Annotated in this window: 22 protein-coding genes; 3 read left to right on the top strand and 19 right to left on the bottom strand. The window is 40.0% G+C overall.

Annotated elements, in window-relative coordinates; genetic code table 11:
- Positions 1-358: 358 nt before the first annotated feature.
- The 11 genes from LKD20_RS08870 to LKD20_RS08820 all read right to left on the bottom strand — a co-directional run bounded on the left by LKD20_RS08870 (position 359) and on the right by LKD20_RS08820 (position 11362).
- Complete coding sequence (locus LKD20_RS08870) at positions 359-1132, bottom strand: ABC transporter ATP-binding protein (RefSeq protein WP_105089874.1); 774 nt, start codon at positions 1130-1132, stop codon at positions 359-361.
- 11 nt (positions 1133-1143) lie between these two features.
- A complete protein-coding gene (locus LKD20_RS08865) occupies positions 1144-1896 on the bottom strand; it encodes an ABC transporter permease (RefSeq protein WP_005381247.1) in 753 nt (250 codons plus the stop codon).
- A gap of 10 nt (positions 1897-1906) precedes the next feature.
- A complete protein-coding gene (locus tag LKD20_RS08860) occupies positions 1907-2860 on the bottom strand; it encodes an ABC transporter substrate-binding protein (protein ID WP_105089875.1) in 954 nt (317 codons plus the stop codon).
- Between the two features lie 412 nt (positions 2861-3272).
- Complete coding sequence (locus tag LKD20_RS08855) at positions 3273-4904, bottom strand: ArnT family glycosyltransferase (protein ID WP_227721529.1); 1632 nt, start codon at positions 4902-4904, stop codon at positions 3273-3275.
- A 10-nt stretch (positions 4905-4914) separates the two neighbouring features.
- Entirely contained in the window at positions 4915-5502 is a 588-nt protein-coding gene (locus tag LKD20_RS08850) for a DedA family protein (RefSeq protein WP_227721528.1), read from the bottom strand.
- 161 nt (positions 5503-5663) lie between these two features.
- The gene (locus LKD20_RS08845; RefSeq protein WP_009352278.1) at positions 5664-5885 is read right to left on the bottom strand and encodes a DUF2922 domain-containing protein; all 222 of its coding nucleotides are present in this window, start codon (positions 5883-5885) and stop codon (positions 5664-5666) included.
- A 254-nt stretch (positions 5886-6139) separates the two neighbouring features.
- Complete coding sequence (locus LKD20_RS08840) at positions 6140-6346, bottom strand: DUF1659 domain-containing protein (protein WP_009352393.1); 207 nt, start codon at positions 6344-6346, stop codon at positions 6140-6142.
- Between the two features lie 343 nt (positions 6347-6689).
- The gene (locus LKD20_RS08835) at positions 6690-7436 is read right to left on the bottom strand and encodes a BUD32 family EKC/KEOPS complex subunit (protein WP_227721527.1); all 747 of its coding nucleotides are present in this window, start codon (positions 7434-7436) and stop codon (positions 6690-6692) included.
- A 368-nt stretch (positions 7437-7804) separates the two neighbouring features.
- Positions 7805-8680: a CoB--CoM heterodisulfide reductase iron-sulfur subunit B family protein gene (locus LKD20_RS08830; protein ID WP_005385098.1), complete on the bottom strand. Its 876-nt coding sequence runs from the start codon at positions 8678-8680 to the stop codon at positions 7805-7807.
- On the bottom strand, positions 8680-9642 hold the full coding sequence (locus tag LKD20_RS08825) for a succinate dehydrogenase/fumarate reductase iron-sulfur subunit (protein ID WP_005385096.1): 963 nt from the start codon (positions 9640-9642) through the stop codon (positions 8680-8682). The genes LKD20_RS08830 and LKD20_RS08825 overlap by 1 nt, the downstream gene beginning before the upstream one ends.
- A gap of 1 nt (position 9643) precedes the next feature.
- Positions 9644-11362 carry an FAD-binding protein gene (locus tag LKD20_RS08820; protein ID WP_227721526.1) on the bottom strand — a complete coding sequence of 573 codons (1719 nt, stop codon included), beginning with the start codon at positions 11360-11362 and terminating at the stop codon, positions 9644-9646.
- Positions 11363-12249: 887 nt separating this feature from the next.
- Between LKD20_RS08820 and LKD20_RS08815 the strand changes: the two genes are divergently transcribed.
- Positions 12250-12924, top strand: coding sequence for a response regulator transcription factor (locus LKD20_RS08815; RefSeq protein WP_005385087.1), 675 nt, complete (start codon positions 12250-12252; stop codon positions 12922-12924).
- Positions 12902-14317, top strand: coding sequence for a sensor histidine kinase (locus LKD20_RS08810; RefSeq protein ID WP_227721525.1), 1416 nt, complete (start codon positions 12902-12904; stop codon positions 14315-14317). Before LKD20_RS08815 ends, LKD20_RS08810 begins: the two co-directional genes overlap by 23 nt.
- 68 nt (positions 14318-14385) lie before the next feature.
- On the opposite strand, the gene LKD20_RS08805 is transcribed toward LKD20_RS08810, so the two are convergent.
- The 7 genes from LKD20_RS08805 to pta all read right to left on the bottom strand — a co-directional run bounded on the left by LKD20_RS08805 (position 14386) and on the right by pta (position 21064).
- On the bottom strand, positions 14386-15699 hold the full coding sequence (locus LKD20_RS08805) for a DUF445 domain-containing protein (protein WP_227721524.1): 1314 nt from the start codon (positions 15697-15699) through the stop codon (positions 14386-14388).
- A complete protein-coding gene (locus LKD20_RS08800; RefSeq protein WP_227721523.1) occupies positions 15696-16931 on the bottom strand; it encodes a DUF445 family protein in 1236 nt (411 codons plus the stop codon). Before LKD20_RS08800 ends, LKD20_RS08805 begins: the two co-directional genes overlap by 4 nt.
- 104 nt (positions 16932-17035) lie before the next feature.
- Complete coding sequence (locus LKD20_RS08795; RefSeq protein WP_227721522.1) at positions 17036-17737, bottom strand: MBL fold metallo-hydrolase; 702 nt, start codon at positions 17735-17737, stop codon at positions 17036-17038.
- A gap of 134 nt (positions 17738-17871) precedes the next feature.
- Positions 17872-18228 (bottom strand): winged helix-turn-helix transcriptional regulator, encoded by a 357-nt coding sequence (locus tag LKD20_RS08790; protein ID WP_227721521.1) that lies wholly within the window; start codon positions 18226-18228, stop codon positions 17872-17874.
- A 261-nt stretch (positions 18229-18489) separates the two neighbouring features.
- A complete protein-coding gene (locus tag LKD20_RS08785; protein ID WP_005385076.1) occupies positions 18490-19032 on the bottom strand; it encodes a glutathione peroxidase in 543 nt (180 codons plus the stop codon).
- Between the two features lie 32 nt (positions 19033-19064).
- Positions 19065-19859, bottom strand: coding sequence for a hypothetical protein (locus LKD20_RS08780; RefSeq protein WP_227721520.1), 795 nt, complete (start codon positions 19857-19859; stop codon positions 19065-19067).
- 206 nt (positions 19860-20065) lie between these two features.
- Positions 20066-21064 (bottom strand): phosphate acetyltransferase, encoded by a 999-nt coding sequence (pta, locus tag LKD20_RS08775; RefSeq protein WP_119207069.1) that lies wholly within the window; start codon positions 21062-21064, stop codon positions 20066-20068.
- A 276-nt stretch (positions 21065-21340) separates the two neighbouring features.
- On the opposite strand from pta, the gene LKD20_RS08770 reads away from it, so the two are divergent.
- Entirely contained in the window at positions 21341-22018 is a 678-nt protein-coding gene (locus LKD20_RS08770; protein WP_227721519.1) for a lactate utilization protein, read from the top strand.
- On the opposite strand, the gene LKD20_RS08765 is transcribed toward LKD20_RS08770, so the two are convergent.
- Positions 21996-22271 (bottom strand): helix-turn-helix domain-containing protein, encoded by a 276-nt coding sequence (locus tag LKD20_RS08765; protein WP_039968859.1) that lies wholly within the window; start codon positions 22269-22271, stop codon positions 21996-21998. The genes LKD20_RS08770 and LKD20_RS08765 overlap by 23 nt on opposite strands.
- Between the last annotated feature and the right edge of the window lie 200 nt (positions 22272-22471).

Raw genomic sequence — 22471 nt, 5'->3', positions numbered from 1 at the left:
AGGCTATATTTTGCCATAGAAAAACCGACCTCCTTAACGTTAAGATTTTTGGTCTAACATTAAGGGGTCGGTTCATTTCGCGGTTCTTGAGGGAGTTTTTTTTGTGCTAACAGTGAATTCTTATAATCCTTCAGCTACTTATAGTATACATTATTTTAGAATTTTGTCCATTATAATTAAAGAAACCACCTAGGTATGTCGCAGTCCCTAGGTGGTTTCTTTTGTGCACTCAGTGGAGCACTTACAATCTTTAGCTACTTATAGTATACATTATTTTAGAATTTTGTCCATTATAAAACACCCAAGCAGAAAAGTTCTTGAGTGTTTATTTTGAGATGTATATAACTGATATATAAAACTAAATATAGAACTCGATTTTGTCTTCTTTTGCCAATTGGAATTGTTCGAAGATGTGGTTCCGTATATTAACAAAGTTCGGCGATGTACGGTCGGTTCTATCGATGATGTTTACAGGGATAATAGTTTGTACTCGACCTGGGTTTGCTGCTAGTACTACAACGCGGTCCGCTAGAACTACGGCTTCTTCAATGTCGTGGGTAACGAATACAACCGTCTTGCCTTCTTCACGGCAGATACGAGAGATTTCGTCTTGCAAGTTGATACGTGTTAGTGCATCAAGTGCGCCTAATGGTTCGTCCATGAAGATAATATCTGGATCAACAGCTAGTGCACGAGCGATGGATACACGTTGTTGCATGCCCCCAGATAGTTCTGCAGGATAGCGATTACGGGCATGGTCAAGGCCTACCATCTTAACGTATTTGTCGATGATAGCAGGACGCTCCTCTTTAGGCACCTTTTTACTTTCAAGGCCAAGCTCAATATTGCTTTCTACTGTACGCCATGGCAACAAGCCATAGTTTTGGAATACCGTTACATATCTGAGCTGAGGGGCTTTCACCTCTTCGCCGTCGATTGTAATAGAACCAGATGTAACGAGCTCAAAGCCCGCCATGGCATTTAATAACGTACTTTTACCAGAACCAGAAGGACCTAAGAGACAAATAAACTCGCCCTTTTCAATATCTAAATTAATATCTTCAAGAATGGTGAGTGGTTCCCCATCTTTCATAAATTCCTTGTGTGCATTGCGCACTGAAATGTAACCCATGAGGCCACCTCCTATTTCTCAATACCCCAACGTTTGTAAATCCATTTTTCGATGAGGGATACGCCCCAATCGAGTAAAAGCCCAACGAAACCGATGGTCAAGATGGCTACCATCAATAGGTCGTTACGCAAGTTATTTCTCATATCGATGATGAGGAAGCCAAGACCTGTTTGGGAGCCTACCATTTCGCCTGTTACAAGGAAAATCCACGCCGTACCAAGGGCAATGTGAAGACCAGATGCGATGCCAGGGAATACGGCAGGCAACACGATTTTAAATAACAGTTCAGGCTGTTTAATGCCAAAGTTGCGCGCTACCTTGATGTACACAGGGTCAATATTTTGAATAGCAGACACGGTGGACAATAGTACCGGGAAGAATGCTGCGATAAAGATGATAACGATAGCTGGTGCTTGGCCGATACCGAAGAAGAGAACGATAAAGGGCAACCACGCCACAGGAGAAATTGGTCGAATGACTTGAACGATTGGATTGATGTAGTTCCAAATCCCCTTATACCACCCCAAGATAAGGCCGAAGAATACACCAGCCACAACAGAAATGATGTAACCAATGAAGAACCGTACTAAACTATCTGCAATATCCTTAAAGAGGACACCGTCTCCAATGAGTTCACCAAAGCCGACCAACACCTTATACGGCGTTGGCAATAGCGCTTCATTAAAACCGCCGAGGCAAACGATTAACTCCCAAATTAGCCAAGCTGCGATAAATGAACCTGGCACATATGTATATTTCTTCATGGTCCCCCTCCTATGGTAACAATGATTGATCTACAAACTCTGAATAGGCCGGCACTTTTTTGATTAAATCAATATGTGTCATGTGATGCACAAGCGCATTATAACGGTCCTCTGTAAGGGCTAAATCTTTAAACCCAATCACCTTGAGGGAACGTTCAATAACTGGGTCATTAAACTTCATGTACTTTAAGGAAATCTCTTCTTGTGCCTTTGGATGCTCATCTAGGTATTCACCTGCATCAAGATAGGCTTTTGTGAAAGCTTTTGCCAAGTCATGATGTTCATCGACGAATTGACCATTAAACACAAGAGCACAGCAAATATTATCATGCCAGAGATGGTCAGGATCTTCGAAGACCTTCCCAGTTCCCATTTCAATGGCTAGAGAACCAAATGGTTCGGCAACACTATACCCAGCAATTTGTCCTACCGATAGAGCAGAAGGCATTTCTGGAGGGCTCATTTCTACGATTTGTACATCTTTTTCAGAAAGACCCGCTTCTTCAAGCATGCAATCCACGAGAATTTTTTGAGTAGATTGTTTATGAGGGATAGCAAAGGATTTGCCTTTTAAGTCTTGAACGGAGTTAATATCCTTATTTACGATGATAATATTACCTTCTGTATGACCAAGAGCAGCAGCACGAACATCAATGCCTTGTTCACGAGCCTTTACACCAAGTTCAACAAGAACAGCTGCGGCATCTACCTTACCAGTATTTAACGCATCCATAAGCTCTGGCCAAGATCCATATTTAACAAGCTCTACATGTACAGGACCATCTGCCGTTTCCAACTCTTTTGTAGCGAATACTGGCAATGCATGAGTAATTGGTAAATAGGCTACGCGTACAGTCTTTAATTCTTGTGCCGTCTTTGGTTTATGGTGTTCATAATAACCATAGGCTATGCAGCCAATAACCAAGAGAACCACTCCGATGATTAGATACCAAGTCTTCTTCATAACTTCCCCTCTTTCTACCTCATAACAAGGGGCGTTTTTGACACATGTCATTTTTCGCACATTTCTAAAACCTAGATGAAATATGGTTTTAGAACACCTCGTTTTCAAACTTTATTTATACCCCACTATAACAATATGTATTAATTCTGTCAATAAAACACAGTAATATTGTAGGTATTATTATTTAGGCGCGAAAAGTATCAATATAGGCACTCCACTACACATATAACAATAAGCATAGTAGCTACTAGCTAGTGGCAAAACAAACAAAAGATACTCACGAAATACAAAACAGGTAGTATCCATCAGATACTACCTGTTTCTATATGCGTCTATTCACACATTGTATTAAGTTATTTCATATATATTTAGTTATACTCTATATATTTACTGATATCGCATATGTATATATTTACTTGAACAAAGTCTTTTTATTTAATACATATACCTCGGATGTACCTGCTTCGCTAGATTCAGATACATTTGGATAAATAGAAGATTGACGGAAGTGCTTAATCTCTCCTTTTGGAACGATTAACATCACAGGTTTACCAGATGCGATAATCTTGTTAAACTCCTCTTCGTTAACTTGTTCCATAAGATATTTCTTGGACCATTCAGCACTGCGCTTTTTCAATTTATCCCGATCGTCCCAGCGACTTTCATCACCGTTAATCTTAATAATCTTATGACCTGTATAGTATACAGCAGCTGTACTATACCCGTTGTAGTAATAGATATCACCATCATAAGAGTCTACAACAGGCACTACATCAATATTACTACGCTGTTTTACAAATGGTTCTAAACCTTCCACAACAACGATGGAGGAAATAACCATAGTACCTAGGACAATAATACTAACAAGGCGATACCCTTTTTTCGTATACCATGCGTGGAATAAAAGGAGTACGGCTACAGCCACCACAACATAGAGCAAGAAATAGAAGCCCCACGGTGCGAAGAATGAGCCCGCAACGTAAGCGATCCATAAGAGTAATGTAGGCCCCATAATAACCCATTTTATAGCTCTCGATTTACCTTTACGTATAATCTTCATAACGCCCATAGCACCAATAGCACTAAATGGAACTAAGCTGACGAATGTATATAAAGGATATTTTGTAGCCATTAAGGTATAGAATAAAAGAATGCCTACGCCCCAAGTCATATTATAGATAAAACCGGTATGTTGTTGTTTTAAGCCATCAATAATACCGTAGATAACAGCACCGGTCCATGGCATAGATGCACCTAGGAAGATGGCGATGTAATACCACCATACATTATCTTCAGGATGTTCGGATTGAGTGGCCCGTGTTACATTGTGTAGCCCTAGGAATCCATTGATAAAATCCTGACCGTGAACGCTATACATATACACATACCACGGCAAGCAGACTACACAAAAGGCAAGGATGCCACGCCAGTCAAAGATAGCTTTCACCATCGACCAAGAGCGATTGATACCGGCAAAAACGAGTAAAATCATACCGGGCAAAACGAGTGCTACAGGCCCCTTTGTGAGCACCCCGAGGGCTGCAAAGATATAGGCCACAATCATAGCATGTGGTTTCTGTTCCACCATCCCCTTATAGGAATAAATCATGACCATGATCGTCGTATAAAGTAGCACCATGTCCGTAATAACTCCATGAGCTACGGTCCAGAACATGAGAGATGTACCAAGAACACCGGCCCCAATTAAGCCTAGGGCCCACTTGCCGCTCATAGTACGCATCGATTGGTACATAGTCGCTACAGATAAAGCACCAAAGATAGCACTTGGTAAACGAACCACCCAATCGGCGATACCAAAGATTTTAAATCCAAGGGCAATGAGCCAATAAATCATAATTGGTTTATCGTACCAATAGGTGCCGTAAATTTGAGGTGACAACCAATCTCCAGAGAGAACCATTTCCTTAGCAGTTAACGCATAGTTAGATTCCACAGGATCCGTAACAGGCAACATATTATTGCCAAACAGATAAAAAACAAGCCATACAATAAATACGACTGGCGTTAATCGTGAAAGTTTCATAAGGGCCTCCTTATCGGCGATTGCGATAGTATTTAAAGCCCAATACAGCCGCTATAATAACGAATACAACAATCATAACAATCAAGAATTCATGATTGTATTGGATAAGATCCTTCCAATTTTCACCGAGCACTTTACCCAAGTAAACAAGAAGGATTGTCCAAGGAATCGTGCCTAGTACAGTCCAAATGACAAAATGCCACATAGGATAACGAGCCATGCCAGCTGGGAAAGAAATAAATGTACGAACACCTGGCAACAAACGGCCAAAGAACACCGCGGCGCCACCATACTTATTAAACATCTTTTCAGCGAGTTCAAATTTATGTTCATTAAAGAATATGTATTTACCGTATTTCAAAAGAAATGGACGTCCGCCATACTCACCCATCCAGTAAGATAAGATAGAGCCTACAATCCCTGCTAAAATACCTACAACCATAGTCGTATGTAAATCAAATACGCCCTGAGCAATCAGATAGCCTGCAAAACCTAAGACGATTTCACTAGGAATAGGAATGTTAGCATTTTCTAAAACCATTGCAATAAACATGGCTCCATAGCCATACGTTTCCATAAATGAAATGATATATTCCACTGTTTTACCCCTTTTTAATCCCCATATGGGTCCATTATGCACAAATTTTTGGGCATAGTATTTTCATCATTACCATACCTATTCGGTATATCTTATATTTTACCATAATAAAAAGGCCCTCACCACAGGTGAAAGCCTTTTTACCATTTAACTGTATACGATTATTGCAATTCAGTAGTTTGAGTTGTTACTTCACGAGCCGTAGTAAATGCAGCAAGTTCTGCATCACCAGAACCAAGAATTACTTTGTTAGCTACTAGCGCATTAGCCGCTGTTTTAGCATCTTGTAAAGTAATTCCAGCACGAGGAGCACTAATTGTGACTGATGTGCTTTTACCACCGACCGTAGAAAATGTAAGATATACAACGCGTTTTTCCGCCATGTGGGCGCCTCCTTTCACGTTTCATAAACAAGTTCTCGAATATAGATAGTATAGGATGATCTCTGTAATTCTGGAATTCTGTAATTACACTAATTACACTTAGATTAAATATATCTATCTATGATTCATATCAATAAGGATGGGAATGTGTGGACTTGCGATTGCTACACCCTTTTACGACCATGTAAGGATGTATGAAATCAGCAATTTAGGATGTGTTTGGATCACCTAAAAAACGAATAGATGAGATTCAATTAATGTCCTAAGGATACTTCATTGACGCGGACCACGTCGGACAAGCTGTGGTCATACAAGGCTGCCAGCGCATTACCAACGGTTTTTACATTATCGTCGGACGCTTCTTCTGCAACACGAGTATAGGTTACGTCTTTGTACTTCGGCGCATCTTCGGTACCGATGTTAAAACGCAACACCAATTTAGTGCGTTTAATGTTAGCCATCGTATCACCTCCTTTCACCCTCTTATATTCCTGAGGTCCTCCTTCGACAACCCCCTCTAGAGTAATTATGGTAATCATTGTGAAAGTCTGGGAACTACGACTCTAACTCTGTACTTATAGCGGTAACTATATACTTCTTATAGCAGCTATATAGATTCAAAAGCAATGACATATATTTCATTAAGCTTACAGCAGTATTAAAGCAATAAGGTCCTTATAAATACAAAAAGACCTTTACCAATTCCTAGTTATATATAGGAACCGTAAAGGTCTATAAGATCTATGAGTACTATAAAGCGCCATTAAAAATAGTACTGGTATGTTAAACCGCTTAAGTTCAACACTATTCAGTTTTCAATGCCAACATAAAGTCATAGGCTTTAACGGCTGCTTCTGTATCCACAAAGTGTAATGGATTTAACATACGACAGAATTTAAAGAGACATTCGTGTTTACGTAAAACATCTTTCACATGTAATACAGTATCTCGAGCCGTACGAGCAGAGCTATAACCATTCATCATGGCATATAGGTAAGAAATCGGCAAATTATCTTCACGCAAGTAGCTGTGAACGAAGATCAGCAAATCCCAACCTTGCGCTGTTAATTCAGGCCAACGACGGCCATTTTCCCAATCTAACAAAGTAATCTTATCTGTATCAGGATCATAGGTAATATCTCTCATGGCAGGGCGCCCATGAGATAAACCATAGTCATGGAGTTGTCCCAATGTTTTACCAAAGATATAGAAGATATGAGTCACCATATCTTGTAAGCTATCATCATCAGGATGTTGAGCCGGCAATTCGCTATAATAGGTTAATGTTTTACCAGATCCTTCTGTAACGAAATAATGCTCTCTAAATCCAGCTATGACAGGCGCTACAGGTAGCTGTGTATTTATAAAGGATATTTTATAGAACTCATAATCAAAGGCAGCTCTAGGAGATGGTTTAATCCAACTAGAGCGGCGATTACTGATATCTTGCTTTACATAATAGGTTTTATCGTTAAACTCTACAGGAAAAACACGATGGTCTTTCTCTTGATCAATCATGCGATCGATATATTCTAATAACATATCATTCATTATGGCCTCCACTTGTATAACACTCTACAACACTAATACTCCCATTTATACAGAATCTAAATTATTGAATACAAAACTCTCCATCTAGGCTAAGTAAGTGCACTCATTACACATAGCCTCATATTTGTTCATATCCATTCTTATTCAAATAGATTATATATCTCTATAATTAATTAAAAGTAACAACACATTAGTTGTTACTCATATAAGTGTATACAATTAATGTTTTTATTATACTACAATTATGACCTGATATCAAAAGAAAAACCCCCTAGCCTAAGCTAGGGGGTTCTTCTGGTAATTATGATAATAGGTTTAGATTTAAGACAGTACGAGGACCAACTGAGGTCATGTCTAAATCAAACGAATTAACCAACGAATTTAGTCACTGCTGCAGTATCAGTTAAGTGACGTTTAGGCATGCCCATTTCTTCAGGGGAGATGCCAAGAGCAAGACCCACTAATTGGGACATGTGCAAGATTGGCATATCTTTGCCACCGCCAACAACTTCTTTTGCTTCTTTTTGGAACATATCAAGTTGCATTTGGCAAAGTGGGCAAGGAGTTACTACGCAATCTGCGCCTTCTGTAGCTGCATCTTTGTTGATGGAGCCAGTCATTTGCATTACGGAATCATGTGCAGGGTATACAGCATGGAAACCGCAGCAATCAAGTTTACGGGAGAAGTCGATTGGTGTAGCACCGATAGCAGAGATCAAATCTGCTAAGGATGTAGGCATTTGATAATCTTCGAAGCCCAATTCAGTTTGAGGGCGAAGAATATGGCAACCATAGTATTCAGCTACACGTAAACCAGTTAAAGGTTTAACAACTTTAGCTTTCAATTTATCCAAACCGTAATCGCGGATCAATACCCATAAGAAATGAGTAATATCAGTTGTACCGCGGTATTGTTTACCGATTTGAGCTAATTTTTTGTTAACTTCGTTCTTTTCTTTTTCGTTGTTATCAAGCTCGTTTTTAGCTTCACGAAGCATCAAAGTACAAGTGTTACATACAGTTAAAAGGTTCAAACCTTTTTCTTCCGCCAATGCAATGTTACGAGCATTTGTAGCAAGTGTAATTTCTGGAGCGATGTCTTGAACGTGGGACGCGCCGCAGCAAGTCCAACCGTCAAGTTCTTCCAACTCGATGCCTAATTTTTTAGCTACAGCAACTGTTGCTAAGTAGTCTTCTTTGGCAGCGCTTTCAAGAACGCAACCTGGGAAAAATGCGTATTTCATTATTTGCTTACCTCCTCAGCTGCTTTCATAAGTCTGCGAACACCATCAATACCATTTACAGGTTTTTGAGGTACTACAAGTTCGAATGGATTGATTTTGCTGTGTTTCCACAAACGTAAAGCATAGAATGCTTGTTTAGCGGAATCAACAACACCATCAGATTTCAAGCTCATAGAAACTTCTTTCAAGCGACCAGTTTTGTAGAGATCGTCTTTGAAAGCAACTGCATGGCGAACGCCTTTGCTGTTAGTAAGACCAGCTTTTGTAGCTTCTTTACGCAAGTTGGAAATATCTTGAGCAGGTTTTAAGTGTTTAGGGCAACGGGAGATACAGTTCATGCAGTGAACGCATTTCCAAAGACCGTTGTCGAATGCAGGTTGAATGTGAGCCATAGGTGCATCATCACGGCTATCCAATACGAAACGGTTAGCTTTTGTGAATACATATGGTTCTAAGAAGTCATCTTGACGTGCAGTCAATTTGTTACATTCAGATGCGCAGCAACCACAAAGGATACATTCTGTACCAGCAACGAATTTTTTGAAGTCAGCTGGAGTTTGGCGAACGATTTTGTCACCTTCGTTGAATTCTGCTTTAAGGAAAATCCAAGGAGCAACTGTTTTCAAACGATCAACTTTTGCTTCCCAGTCAACAACTAAGTCACGGATAACGCGGAAGTTGCCGATAGGTGCAATTGTCAATTCATCAGTACCATAACGTTCTGTTAATTCGTCGATTTTAGCTTCGCAACCAAGCATTGCTTCGCCATTTACGCGAATGGAGCAAGCGCCGCAAACTGCGGAACGGCAAGCTGCCAAGAATGTTAAAGTTGGATCTTGAGTATCTTTAATTTTTTGAAGGCCCCAAAGAATTGTACGGTCAGCTTCATAGTCGAATTTGAAAGTCTGTACAAACGCGCGACCTTGTTGGTAACGGTGAATATGGTAGGTGATTTGTCTCATCTTAGTACTTCCTTTCTTGTGGTTCGTATTTAGTGAACACTACGTCGCGTTCAGTCAATTCGTACTCGCCGTTAGCACCCAATTTGATCAAAGAGTGTTTTAAGTATCTTTCATCATTACGTTTTGGATGGTCTTCACGGATATGAGCACCACGAGATTCACGACGGTGTAAAGCGCCCATAGCAATAGCTTTAGCTACTGTTAACATGGAACCGATTTCACAATAGTTAACGAATGCCATGTTGTAAGTACGTTCAGGGTCACCTACATAACAAGTTTTGTAATCTTCAATCAATTGATCGATTTCTTTTAATGCTTCAGTAATACCTTCTTCATTACGGAAGATACCTACTTTGTTCCACATTGCATCAGCCAATGCATCGCGGATTTCAACTACTGGACGACCGCCTTCACGAGTTGTTACTTCAGTGAATTTAGCTTCCCAAGCTTTTGCAGCTGCAGCTAATTCTGCATCTACGTTAGGTTGTTCATGTGTTTCAGCATAGTCAGCTGCACCAGCACCGGATACTTTACCGAATACTACGCCGTCTGCCAAGGAGTTACCACCTAAACGGTTAGCACCGTGGATAGAGATACAAGAAGCTTCGCCGGAGGAGAACAAACCAGGCAATTCACATGCACAAGTTTTGTAATCTACTACGTCGATACCGCCCATTGTATAGTGACATGTAGGACGAATAGGTACTGGTTGTACTAATGGATCGCAATGTTCGAAGCACATAGCCAAGTCACGAATACCATGAAGTTTTTCGATGATAACTTCAGGGCCTAAGTGACGAAGGTCAGCTACTACGTATGCGTTAAGACCAGAACCGAAACCACGACCTGCAGCGATTTCATCTTCGATTGCTTTCGCTACAACGTCACGGGATGCTAATTCCATTTTGTTAGGCGCATATTTTTTCATGAAACGTTCGCCTTCAGCGTTAAGAAGGTAACCACCTTCACCACGAACCGCTTCAGACATCAAGATACCAGTACGACCAAGACCAGTTGGATGGAATTGAATCATTTCCATATCTTTCAATGCATTACCCGCGCGGAATGCTGCTGCCATACCATCGCCTGTGGAAAGGAATGGGTTTGTAGTACGAGTCCAGAAGATACGGCCTGCACCACCAGTAGACAAGATAATAGCTTTTGCTTTAATTTGTTCTACGCGACCTTCTTTCATGTTCCACACAACTGCGCCACCAACGTGACCGTTTGCATCTTTAACAAGATCTAAAAGGTACCATTCTTGTAAGAAGTGTACGCCTTCTTTCAAGCATTGTTCGTAAGTTGTGTGCAAAATAACGTGACCAGTTTTATCCGCAGAGTAGCAAGTACGTGGATAGGATTGACCACCGAAGTTACGTTGCGCAATTTTGTTTTCTTGAGTACGGGAGAATGGAGCACCCATGTGGTCCATTTCAAGTACGCCTTCTGGACAACGAGAGCAGAAGAATTCGATCGCATCTTGGTCGCCAAGATAGTCAGAACCTTTTACTGTGTCGAAAGTATGTGTTTCGATTGTGTCTTCAGCTGCAACGTTGTTCAAACATGCATTTACACCGCCTTGCGCCATTGCTGTTGCAGAGCGAGTTGGGAAAATTTTAGTAATAAGAGCTACATTTAAGCCTTTGCGACGACCAACTTCAAGAGCCGCGCGTTGACCAGCGCCACCGCTACCTACTACTAGAACATCAAACTGTTCCATAATGACCTCCTCATAACTACCTATTAATAAGAAAACTTGTTAGACTATCTCATTTCAAAAACTTATAAAAATTTTTGATAACCTAATCATTTTTCTTTCAAGAAAAGCCCCATACTTATGCGACTTTTCTTATAGCTTTACATATAATTATAGAGAGCATTTTGTATGATGTCTAAACCCTATTATGCATAATTAATTTCGATTAATCTAACTGATAATTTATTTCACTTAGTATTTTTCTTGTTTACTTATGAACATTTAAAATAGATTTATGAATATTTCATACAGGAAGTTAAGGATATTACGAAAGTAATTCGGTTCCGAAATTTTTGTATATTTTTATTTCCGCTAGACCCTTAACAAGTCTTATTAATACTGACTTTATAAGATTACCAAACTGTTCATAATAATTAATATCCGTTAAATTCCTACTAAAACTACCTAGATTTTAATCATCGAAAATCATCAAATTTCTACGGCTATTATTGGTATTTAACTCTCTGATAATTATTATCATAAGTTTTTTTAGTGATTTCTTTCACACTCGCTAAAATTGGCAAAATCCTGTTCATCTATGCGCATACGGCAATCTTCGATATAGTTCATCTTCATTCATTAGCAGAATTCATTAAGTTTCAAGTTTTCTTCGTTTTTAAGCTCTCAAAACATGAAGAACAGGCTTATAAACTCGCATATACATTCATCTTTTGCTCATTCCTGTTGTATAAGGTATGATAATAGATAAATAAGTTATATAATATTATATATATAGTCAACTCTATATGGTGTTGTGGCTTTCACCAAAATGAAAGCATATATATATATAATGACTATATTAATGTAGTTGGAGAGCTATATTTTTAACTCATACATAAGGAGAACAGAGAATGAAAATTTTACTTGTAGAAGACGAAGAAATGCTGAATGGCATTACCGCCAAATATTTGCGTGCAGAGAATATGACAGTTGACACATGCTTCAATGGTCAACAAGCTATTGATTATGTAAATACATCCAGCTATGATGTTATCGTTATGGATATTATGATGCCAGTTCTTGATGGCATTAGCGCTCTTGCACAAATGCGTAACGACGGCAATACAACACCTGTATTGCTTTTAACTGCAAAAGATTCCTTGCAAGATAAAGTTACAGGCCTCAACACAGGCGCTGACGATTACCTTGTAAAACCTTTCGATCTTGAAGAATTAACAGCTCGTATTTATGCATTGGCTCGTCGTAATGCGCGCCATGCACAAAACGATATCCACGTAGGTCCGCTTACAATCAATGTGCCTCAACGTACCGTTAAACGCGATGGTGAAACAATCACATTGACTGCAAAAGAATTTGACCTTCTATTCTATTTAGCAAGTAACGAAAACATCGTATTATCCCGTCAACAAATTCTTGACCATGTTTGGGAATACGACTATGAAAGCTACTCTAATCTTATCGATGTATACATCAAAGATTTACGTAAAAAGATCGATACTGATGAGAATGTAAAACTCATTCAAACAGTTCGTGGAGTAGGGTATGTCCTCAAAACAGAAAACTAATGATCCTCACCGAGATCTAGACACCATGTCTGGGGCAGCTACCGATTTATTTAATCGGCTGCCCCTCACTTTTAAAATTATGTCTTGGTATACCATCTTTTTGCTCATCATTTTGATGGTTGCCTCTGCATGGATTTATGCATATACGCACGAATCTGATAACAAAGAAGTACGTGAGCGCTTGCAGCAGCAAGCAATGATCATGGCTACGGATATTCGCAAATTTAAACCGTACCAAGATAATACATTCTTCTTTGTTTCCACCCAAGACGGCTATATTATTAAAGGCGCCTTACCAGACGGTTTCCCAAACCAAACAGTCCTCTCCTTAGGACAGGTTGGAGAAATTGCTGTAGGTGACGACACCTTCTATTACTACGATACGCCGGTTAACGAACCAAACTATCGTGGTATTTTGCGTGCTGTTACAAAGGTAAAAACAGCCTCTAAAAAGACAGAAAACCTACTATATAGTTTATTATTAGGTGATGTTATCTTCTTGTTGATTTCATCACTAGGTGGTTATCTATTCATCAAGAAAGGCCTCAAGCCGGTCCGAACCTTGACGAAAACAGCTAAGGTTATCGGCAAAAACAATGACTTGAGCCGCCGTATTGATATTCCATCCCGCACAGCGCGAGATGAAATCTACGAGCTTACCACCACATTCAACCGCATGATTTCAGGTCTGGAAGACTCCTCTAATCGGGAGAAACAGTTTAGTTCTGACGTATCTCATGAATTGCGTACACCAATTGCTGTTATCAAAGCAGAAAGTGAATTCGCTTTAAAATATGGCCGTACAGAGGACGATTTGCGAGAAGGCTTAACACATATCTTAGAACAAGCCAAGTTTATGACTAACCTCGTAAGTCAATTGCTCGATGTAGCACGTCTAGAGAATGCGCATGAACTCAACTTAGCACCTGTAGATGTATCATTGATGTTAACCAATATGGTTCATGACTATACACGACTCGTTGCAGAGAATACAGAAAAAAGGATTTCCATTACATCCAATATTCAACCAAATATGCATATCGTGGCCCATGAAGTGTCCTTACGTCGTGCCATTACGAACTTGGTAGATAACGCTATCAAGTTTACGAATTCCACTATCGACATTTCCGCTAAGCTTGCCGGCGGTGAACTTGTTATTACGGTAACAGATAATGGCATCGGCATCGAGCCAGAAAACCTTGAGCATATTTGGGATCGCATGTACCAAACAGAGCAATCTCGAAACAAGAAATCAAATCACGGTATTGGCCTTGGCTTATACTTTGTAAATAAGGTTATTAACTTGCACCACGGCACAGTAACCGCTACTAGTGAACCACAAGTAAGAACTACATTTACCGTACGATTACCGTACAACAGAATAGAAGAATAAACTAAAGGGACTGACCAACGGTCAGTCCCTTTTATTATGTAGCGCTTAATTATTAAGCATATAATTATTTAGCCTATGAATTGTTGCCATAGTGGCATATACACATATTCGAGGAAGGTCCATACAACAAGACCTGCAATAGCACCAACAATGGCACCATTGATACGGATCCAGCTGAGGTCATCCTCTACCTTAGATTCAATGAAGTAAATAAACTTCTCTGTGCTAAGGCCGCCCAAAACTTGGCGTATGATGGTTTCAATAAGGTCATACCCCTGTTCAAGCACATATATACCAATATTGTGCAATGTATCTTCTATACGGTTTCTCAAATCTTCAGATTGACCATATACAGTCCACAATTCAAGAGCAATATTCACAAGAACTTGTGCAGGTGTTTCTCCATTTTCATCCCCTACGAGTAACAATTCCTCTACATAAGGGCATAAATGGTTTTCAATGACAGATTCCCAATCTTGTTCACGAATCCAACGTTCCCACGCTTCATCGAGAGCATCACAAACCTCGCGATTCTCTTCTATGTGGCGAATTGGGTCTACCCATTGGCGAAGCCATGCAGTCCGTTCCGGACTATTTGGGCGTTTCCAATTTTCAAGCATAGCATAGGCCTCTTGAACAATAGCTTGCGCCATCTCTTGGTAGTTCACCACATCTGTGGCCTCAGACATGGAGATGAGGAAATCAGACCAGAATCCTTTTCGCTTTTTCTTATGAGCCTCTTCTGCTACAACCGCTGTAAGCCACGTAACCATAGCGGGATGGTTGATACGTTCTTGAATTACGTTCAATACCTGTACAACCATGCCTTCATAGCGATTATGTTCACACAAATCGAGCAATACATGTTTTAAAACCGGTACTAGGGAATGTTTTTGAAGCAAGCCACGAATGCGTTTTGCCCCCCATTGAGCCCATTCCTCACTAGTTTGAGATTTCCATAATAGATGTAGCCCTTGATGTATCACAAGGCGCGCTGCCCGCTGCCCTTCTGGAGATAACAAGAATTTTTCAAACAATGGTACAAATTGAACATTGCTCAACAATACTTTGCATCGTTCCTTGGTAAGCATCTTTGTTTCAACGAGCTTGATAACACCGTTGATAAGGCGATCCTTATTACGAGGAATTAACGCTGTATGATACGGAAAACCTAGTGGCTTACGGAACAATGCAGTTACGGCAAACCAGTCTGCCACACTGCCGATAAGTGCTGACTGCACAGCCCAATAAAGAGGCTGATACCAGCTTTCACGGCCATAGAAAAATTGGCCTATGAAAACAAAACAGTACAATACGGCGGTCAAACCAAGAATGCCGTTAGCACGCTGCCGCAAAGTGAGGGATTTCAAATAGTGAATCATTTGAGCACCCCCTCTACCAAAAGATATAAACCGTAGAATATACCACCTAAAACAGCCCCTACGAGGGAACCATTGATACGGACCATTTGAAGGTCATAGTACATCTTGCCTCGTACAATTTGGGTGATTTCATCAGGGGAATATCGAGATAACTCTTGTCCTACCACCTTATCGATGAGAGGGTTTAATTTTTGTAACCACGGAATGCTGCGTAACAAGAAGAATCGTTCAAACGGTGCTTGCTTGTCTGGGTTCAGCAAAATCTCTGTACCGAGCACATTAAAGCGGCCGATAACGATGTCCATGAGTCGTTTCCAGTCCACCGTATCACCGTCGATGAGCTTGCCTTCCCATTCTTCAAGAACCATCTTAATCCATTGATCCTTATGCTCTTCGATGAATGCTTGCCACTCTGCATTGGTTTCCAAATTATTGAAGAAACGAATGGCTTGGCCCCATACGTAACGACCTAAAGCGGAGTCGATGGACTCATTATCCTTAAGGAATTGAACCGCCTTTTTCTGTACCGTTTCTACTAATCGTTCTGGTGAAAGCCCATCACCGCCAAAGGCAATGGCCAATTCACGGAAGAAGGAGTCCTTCGTATAGGTTTTCATAATGTCTAGCATTACGCGGTACAAGTACGGATATACCTGATTCGATGCAATGACGCGCTGACAAGTACGGTTAAAATATAGCCAGAAAATGCTCGCCGTATGGCGTTCTAACATACAGCGGCCAAACAAAATAACGAGCGGTGTCGCCTTCCAGTTTGTCACGCCTTTGTATATGGCCTTATTAATCTCCTGGCGCATCGGCTCAATGTCCATATGGGACAAGACCTGATTGCCTACACCGTACAGAATATCCCGCATTTGGCCTTGTCCTACATCACTCATGCCGTATTCAATAATGCGGACCATAACCCGTTCTTTTTTGATGGCATAGTACATTTGAGGCACACGCAATAGTTCTTCACTGAGCATGGTACGCCCCATTTGTATAAGACGTTCCTTACTGCGTGGTAAGATAGCAGTCTTAAAAGGTATCCCCAAAGGTTTTGCAAAGAGAGCCGTCACCGCATACCAATCCGCCAAGCCACCGATCATAGCGGCCCCAGATACGTGCATGATAAATGCCCAAAACATATCTTGCCGTTGTGGATATGAAATTAAAAATATAATAGCCATGACAACCAATAGGGTGGTTGCCACTGGTTTAGTTTTCATCATCACTTGATCCTAACTTACTGAATTACGTATATAGACTCTCCCCATATAACGTAGTGACCATAGAGGCCACGAACTTTCACGAACTACAAACTGTGAAAGTATATTTAGAATGTGCATTCATCGCCTTCTTTTTGAGGTTCCCATACAGGGACATCACCAAAGAGCGCTTTAAAATACACGGATGGCGTCCATAGTGGGCCATTTAGATGCATCGGAATAAAGGCTTTTTTCACCTCTACGCGGCGTAAAAACTCAATGCTGCCCCACTCCATAGCGTCTTCCAAACGATTATCTACAGGGAACATCGCTACATCGACAGACAAACCGTCTAATTCTTTGAACTCACGCCATGCCATGCGCTTTGCATAAGCATTATTCTCTGGCGTATCACCAAGCCAATGCCACCAGTTGAGGTCACCGGCGTGGAAGATAGAATCAGAATCGATGTTAGCCGTATTTGTCTTTACGTAGAAAGAACCACCTTCATCGGTACTACCATACATATGAATGCCTACATCATCTAATGTAGCATCATGACCTGGGCGCATGGTAATGCATTTCTTTACCTTGCCCTCTAAGGGCACATCTTGATGGCAAATGTAGCGTGTTTGAGGACCATCAAATTCTGTAATGGATGGATTAAAATGATCTGCATGAACATGGCTTACAAAGAACCAAAGCTCACGGCCACGCTTTGCTAATTGCCAAACAATATTATTAGGATCTTTATAATAATCAAACACATAGCAACGCTTACCATCGTCTACAAGAAAGCCACTATGCGCTAAAAAAGTAACATTCAACATTATTATCAATACCTCTCATTTATTGAGAATTTATATCATTCGTATTGTTTATTATACCATATTTTTCTTAATACATGGCACAAACAAATGGCTATTTATATCATATATAAGGGCAGAAATGCCGCTGTCGCTTCTTAAATGCGGCCAGCGGCTTTCATATAGTCGATATATTGGTTCCCCCATTTTTCAAGAGATGCGAGAACCGCTTTAAACTCTGCCCCCACTTCGGTAAGGCTATATTCTACCTTAGGTGGAATAGTACCATATACTTCACGATGAACTAAACCGTCATCCTCCATTTGTCGCAGAGCTCTAGTAAGAGTGGCTTGCGTAATTGGATATAAGCGGCGCTCTAACTCACGGACGCGCACAGGACCTTCAGATAATTCGTGCATGATCAATAAAGACCATTTGCCGGCTAATAACTTTTGGCTCGTTGCATAGGGACAGCGGCCCACTAAATCATGAACATTTACGAGTTGCTCTGCCATGGTGATTCTCCTTTTCGCTCTAATATAATTCAAATGTTATCACATATTTTTACTATTTCAAGCATTTTATGGTATCTTTTTTTAGGGTACAAATATTTATGTTCGCTAATATTACTATATACACAAAAGAACCGCTAGTTACAAAACTAGCGGTTCTTTTCTTTACCATACTAAGTACGCTACTAAACGAACACTTTTAAGAAGCAAGAGATATTATAAATCAATGTCACTTATTCCCTAAAATTTAGTCGTCTGCCAAAATCATAATAATGTTTTAATAAAAGATTCCATTTCCATCGGTTTTACAACAGGCTCAAAGCGCCCTACCACATTACCTTTACGATCTATAACAAACTTAGTAAAGTTCCACTTTACCTCATCGTCCTTTAGATAGTTAGGATCAATGCCATTGAGATAGTCTGTAAGCATTTCTGTCTTATCACTAGGCGGGAACCCTTTAAATGGTTGCTCTTTAATCATATATTTGAATAAATCCAAGGCACTTTCATCACGCACATCAGATTTACCCATCACAGTAAAAGTAACCCCATAATTTACCTTGCAAAAGGATTGAATTTCGGTATTAGAACCAGGCTCTTCCTCGCCAAACTGGTTGGAAGGGACCGCAATAATTTCTAAACCTTGTTCGTTGTATTTCTTATAAAGAGCCTCTAACCCCTCATATTGGTGAGTAAATCCACACTTACTTGCCGTATTAACAACAATAAGAACTTTGCCTTCAAAATTTTGTAGCGATTGCAATTCACCAGACTTATTAGGCAGAGAAAATTGATATACAGACATAGTAACTCCTAACTTTCACAATAAAACTAATATTATATTAATAATGTTTTTACATCGTAATTAAATTTAGCTGTAGTCTCAGCCGCAGTTTTTTGCCACTCTGTAGGTGCTGTACCGTCTTTTTCTAGGAAGAATCCAGAGTCAAGGTAACGAATGATGATATAGTTGGAGTCCTTTTGATCAAAGCCATTACCACGACTAAAATCGATACCATGACCTGTATTGCGCGTTACGATGGCTTCTAATAATGGCAGGGTAATGGCATTCAACGTGATTTTCATATCACATTTGTCGAAAATCTTTTTGAAGAAGGAGCTAGGTTTTTCTTCCTTATAGACTAACAATTTGCTAATCGTACCATTAGAGGCACATACTACGCGGCGAATTTCATTAATAGGGATATCTACCTTACCATTTGAGATAACACCATTTTTAATGGTAATTTCTCGTTTTCCCATGTAGGAGTAATCAAGTGGCAATTGAAGGGTATCTAAATTTGCAGGAAAATCCGCTGTCAATTTATGGCGAGCAAAGGCAGCAATGATTGCTTTTGTTTCGCGGATATTGTGACCAGCATTAGATCCTTTACGGTCAGTATCTAAATCTTGACCTTCTATGTTTTTCCAATTATGGTCTCTAAATATAATCGAATAGTTACTATTTGAATTTAAATATCTTGTAAGATATAGCTCATTTACGTCATCAAAATCAATATCAGTCGTAACAGTACCATTTGCATCTTTACAGAGTACACCATTATAACTAACCGTCAATGTACGATCAGTATCTTCAAAAACAACAGGATTTGCGTCGAATACAGAAATCATAGCCCTCTCCTTTTCAAGGCTCCAAACACAATGATACTTGTATGTATCAAGTGCATTTACGTAATACATTGATTAAGCACATTAATCAACTTTATTTAACCTAATCATACACCTTCTATATAGATTTATACAAACAAAAAAGCTGATCCCGAAGAATCAGCTTTTTCTATTTCATTGAAATGTTTCAAATGAAGTTGTAGTTGAAATTAGATGCTTTCAACAGCAGCGATAGCTGCAACGTCTACAACGTCTTGAGCGGAGCAACCACGAGAAAGGTCATGAACTGGTTTAGCCAAGCCTTGAATCAATGGGCCAAGAGCATCAGCACCGGAGAAGCGTTGTACCAATTTGTAACCGATGTTAGCAGCTTGAAGATCAGGGAAGATCAAGATGTTAGCTTTACCAGCTACGTTGGAGCCAGGAGCTTTCTTTTCTGCTACGGAAGGAACGATGGAAGCGTCCAATTGCAATTCGCCGTCGAATTTGAAGTCAACATTGCGTTCTTTCAAGATGTTAACAGCTTCTACTACTTTGTCTACTTCTGGAGTGGAAGCGGAACCTTTAGTGGAGAAGGACAACATGGATACGCGAGGGTCAGCCATGCCAACAACTTTGCGAGCTTTTTCTACAGTGGATTCTGCGATATCAGCCAATTGTTCGCTAGTTGGGTTAGGCAATACGCCGCAGTCGGAGAATACGAGCATACCGTCGTCGCCATATTCTTTTTTGCTGGTGAACATGAACATGGAAGAAGATACAGTTTTAAGACCTGGTTTTGTACCAACAACTTGTAATGCTGCGCGCAATACGTTTGCAGTTGGGCAACCGGAACCAGCAACCATACCATCTACTGCGCCAAGGCGAACGAGCATAGCGCCGAAGAATAAGCAGTCACCTTTCATAGTTGCGTCAGCTTTTTCAGGAGTCATACCTTTTTTAGCGCGCAATTCTACGAATGTATCAACCATTTCTTGGTAACGATCGTAGTTAGCTGGATCGATGATTTCAGCACCTTCGATGGATACGCCAACAGCTTTAGCAGCTTCAGCGATTTCTGCAGGGTTACCAACGAGTACAGGTGTTACGAAACCTTCTTTCAAAATGATTTCAGTTGCTTTCAATACGCGTTCATCTTTGTATTCTGGCAACACGATTTTTTTACCTAATGGTTTTACTTGGTCTTTTAATTTTTGAATTAAATCCACGATTTTTGCCTCCTTAACATTGGCTTATGCCATATCAATACTATTATTATAGCAAATTCAACCTATAGGTAAAAGTAAAATTTATTTTCTAAGCCTATTATTCTAATTTTTATACTATAATTTTGATAATGGTAAAAGTTAATCTCATAACGTTACAATTAACGGTTAATTGAATACACCCATGTAAAACGTTACAATTATAGTAATAAACCACTTAATAACAGTAAGGACACAAATTTTAACGTTCTAATTAAGACAACTACTTTTGGAGGGCTCATGGCCAATACAGAAACGACAATCAACGCAGTTATCAATCCCCAAATCAATGATGCTCCCATCGATATAAAGAGAACAATTAAGGCTTTAGAGCGCAATAATTTCGTAGTTCATTATTTTGAAACAGGTGCAGAAGCTGTTGATTATTTACAGTCTCGCATTCAGAACAAACGAGTGGCTATCGGTGATTCCCACACCTTATTAGAGCTCAATGTACATGCTGCTTTATCCGAGGTTAACGATGATATAACAGATATCCAACGTCCCCTTCCTGGTGAAAGCTTCCGCGACACTGCATTACGCACCATGGGGCGCGATGTATTTCTCACCTCTGTAAATGCATTATCCCAAACGGGCGAGATGGTCAATATCGACGGCACAGGCAATCGTGTGGCAGCGTCTCTATTTGGTTCCCAAGAGGTGTTCTTTGTGCTTGGCACTAACAAGATTACCCCTGACTTAGCATCTGCTATTTATCGAGCACGAAATGTAGCAGCACCGCTAAACAGCAAGAAGAATAAGAAAAGCTCCCTCAATCCTTGTGCCAAATTAGAAGAAAAGTGTTATGACTGTGGTTCTCCGGATCGTATTTGTAATGCTTTAACAATTTACTACAAAAAGATGCGCAACATGCAAACCATGGAGATTATTATCATCAATGAATCCTTAGGGTTCTAATGGTTTGTGGCCCATTTAGAAAATCTTGTACGCTCATCTGCCCTAATCCAGATACAACTCTATAAATAGTGGACCATCGCGGATCGATAGCACCACTTTCAAGATCACTAATATAAGATTGGGCTAGACCTGACTTATCTGCCAACTGATACTGCGTCATGCCCAATTGTCTACGCCAAAGTAAAATTAATACGCCTAGTTTATGAACCTCTTGTCGAATCTGTATATCACGACAACATAGAATAGAATTCATAGCAACCTCTATCTACTTTCACACTCAACACATGGTTATGCCTTTACTATACTGATTTCGTAGGTGCACTGACTAGTAGCAGTTGAAAAGTAATAACACAAAAGCCTTACTAAAAACTAATGTATGAACCGACCCCTTAATGTTAGACCAAAAATCTTAACGTTAAGGAGGTCGGTTTTTCTATGGCAAAATATAGCCTT

It is taken from the genome of Veillonella fallax (assembly GCF_020687175.1).
Lineage (GTDB): Bacteria > Bacillota > Negativicutes > Veillonellales > Veillonellaceae > Veillonella > Veillonella fallax.
This window is presented reverse-complemented; position numbering and strand designations above follow the sequence as displayed.

Coding starts and splice junctions, on each gene's coding strand:
- LKD20_RS08870 (WP_105089874.1), bottom strand. CDS start 1,132: ATGGGTTACATTTCAGTGCGCAATGCACACAAGGAATTTATGAAAGAT.
- LKD20_RS08865 (WP_005381247.1), bottom strand. CDS start 1,896: ATGAAGAAATATACATATGTGCCAGGTTCATTTATCGCAGCTTGGCTA.
- LKD20_RS08860 (WP_105089875.1), bottom strand. CDS start 2,860: ATGAAGAAGACTTGGTATCTAATCATCGGAGTGGTTCTCTTGGTTATT.
- LKD20_RS08855 (WP_227721529.1), bottom strand. CDS start 4,904: ATGAAACTTTCACGATTAACGCCAGTCGTATTTATTGTATGGCTTGTT.
- LKD20_RS08845 (WP_009352278.1), bottom strand. CDS start 5,885: ATGGCGGAAAAACGCGTTGTATATCTTACATTTTCTACGGTCGGTGGT.
- LKD20_RS08840 (WP_009352393.1), bottom strand. CDS start 6,346: ATGGCTAACATTAAACGCACTAAATTGGTGTTGCGTTTTAACATCGGT.
- LKD20_RS08835 (WP_227721527.1), bottom strand. CDS start 7,436: ATGAATGATATGTTATTAGAATATATCGATCGCATGATTGATCAAGAG.
- LKD20_RS08830 (WP_005385098.1), bottom strand. CDS start 8,680: ATGAAATACGCATTTTTCCCAGGTTGCGTTCTTGAAAGCGCTGCCAAA.
- LKD20_RS08825 (WP_005385096.1), bottom strand. CDS start 9,642: ATGAGACAAATCACCTACCATATTCACCGTTACCAACAAGGTCGCGCG.
- LKD20_RS08820 (WP_227721526.1), bottom strand. CDS start 11,362: ATGGAACAGTTTGATGTTCTAGTAGTAGGTAGCGGTGGCGCTGGTCAA.
- LKD20_RS08815 (WP_005385087.1), top strand. CDS start 12,250: ATGAAAATTTTACTTGTAGAAGACGAAGAAATGCTGAATGGCATTACC.
- LKD20_RS08810 (WP_227721525.1), top strand. CDS start 12,902: ATGTCCTCAAAACAGAAAACTAATGATCCTCACCGAGATCTAGACACC.
- LKD20_RS08805 (WP_227721524.1), bottom strand. CDS start 15,699: ATGATTCACTATTTGAAATCCCTCACTTTGCGGCAGCGTGCTAACGGC.
- LKD20_RS08800 (WP_227721523.1), bottom strand. CDS start 16,931: ATGATGAAAACTAAACCAGTGGCAACCACCCTATTGGTTGTCATGGCT.
- LKD20_RS08795 (WP_227721522.1), bottom strand. CDS start 17,737: ATGTTGAATGTTACTTTTTTAGCGCATAGTGGCTTTCTTGTAGACGAT.
- LKD20_RS08790 (WP_227721521.1), bottom strand. CDS start 18,228: ATGGCAGAGCAACTCGTAAATGTTCATGATTTAGTGGGCCGCTGTCCC.
- LKD20_RS08785 (WP_005385076.1), bottom strand. CDS start 19,032: ATGTCTGTATATCAATTTTCTCTGCCTAATAAGTCTGGTGAATTGCAA.
- LKD20_RS08780 (WP_227721520.1), bottom strand. CDS start 19,859: ATGATTTCTGTATTCGACGCAAATCCTGTTGTTTTTGAAGATACTGAT.
- LKD20_RS08770 (WP_227721519.1), top strand. CDS start 21,341: ATGGCCAATACAGAAACGACAATCAACGCAGTTATCAATCCCCAAATC.
- LKD20_RS08765 (WP_039968859.1), bottom strand. CDS start 22,271: ATGAATTCTATTCTATGTTGTCGTGATATACAGATTCGACAAGAGGTT.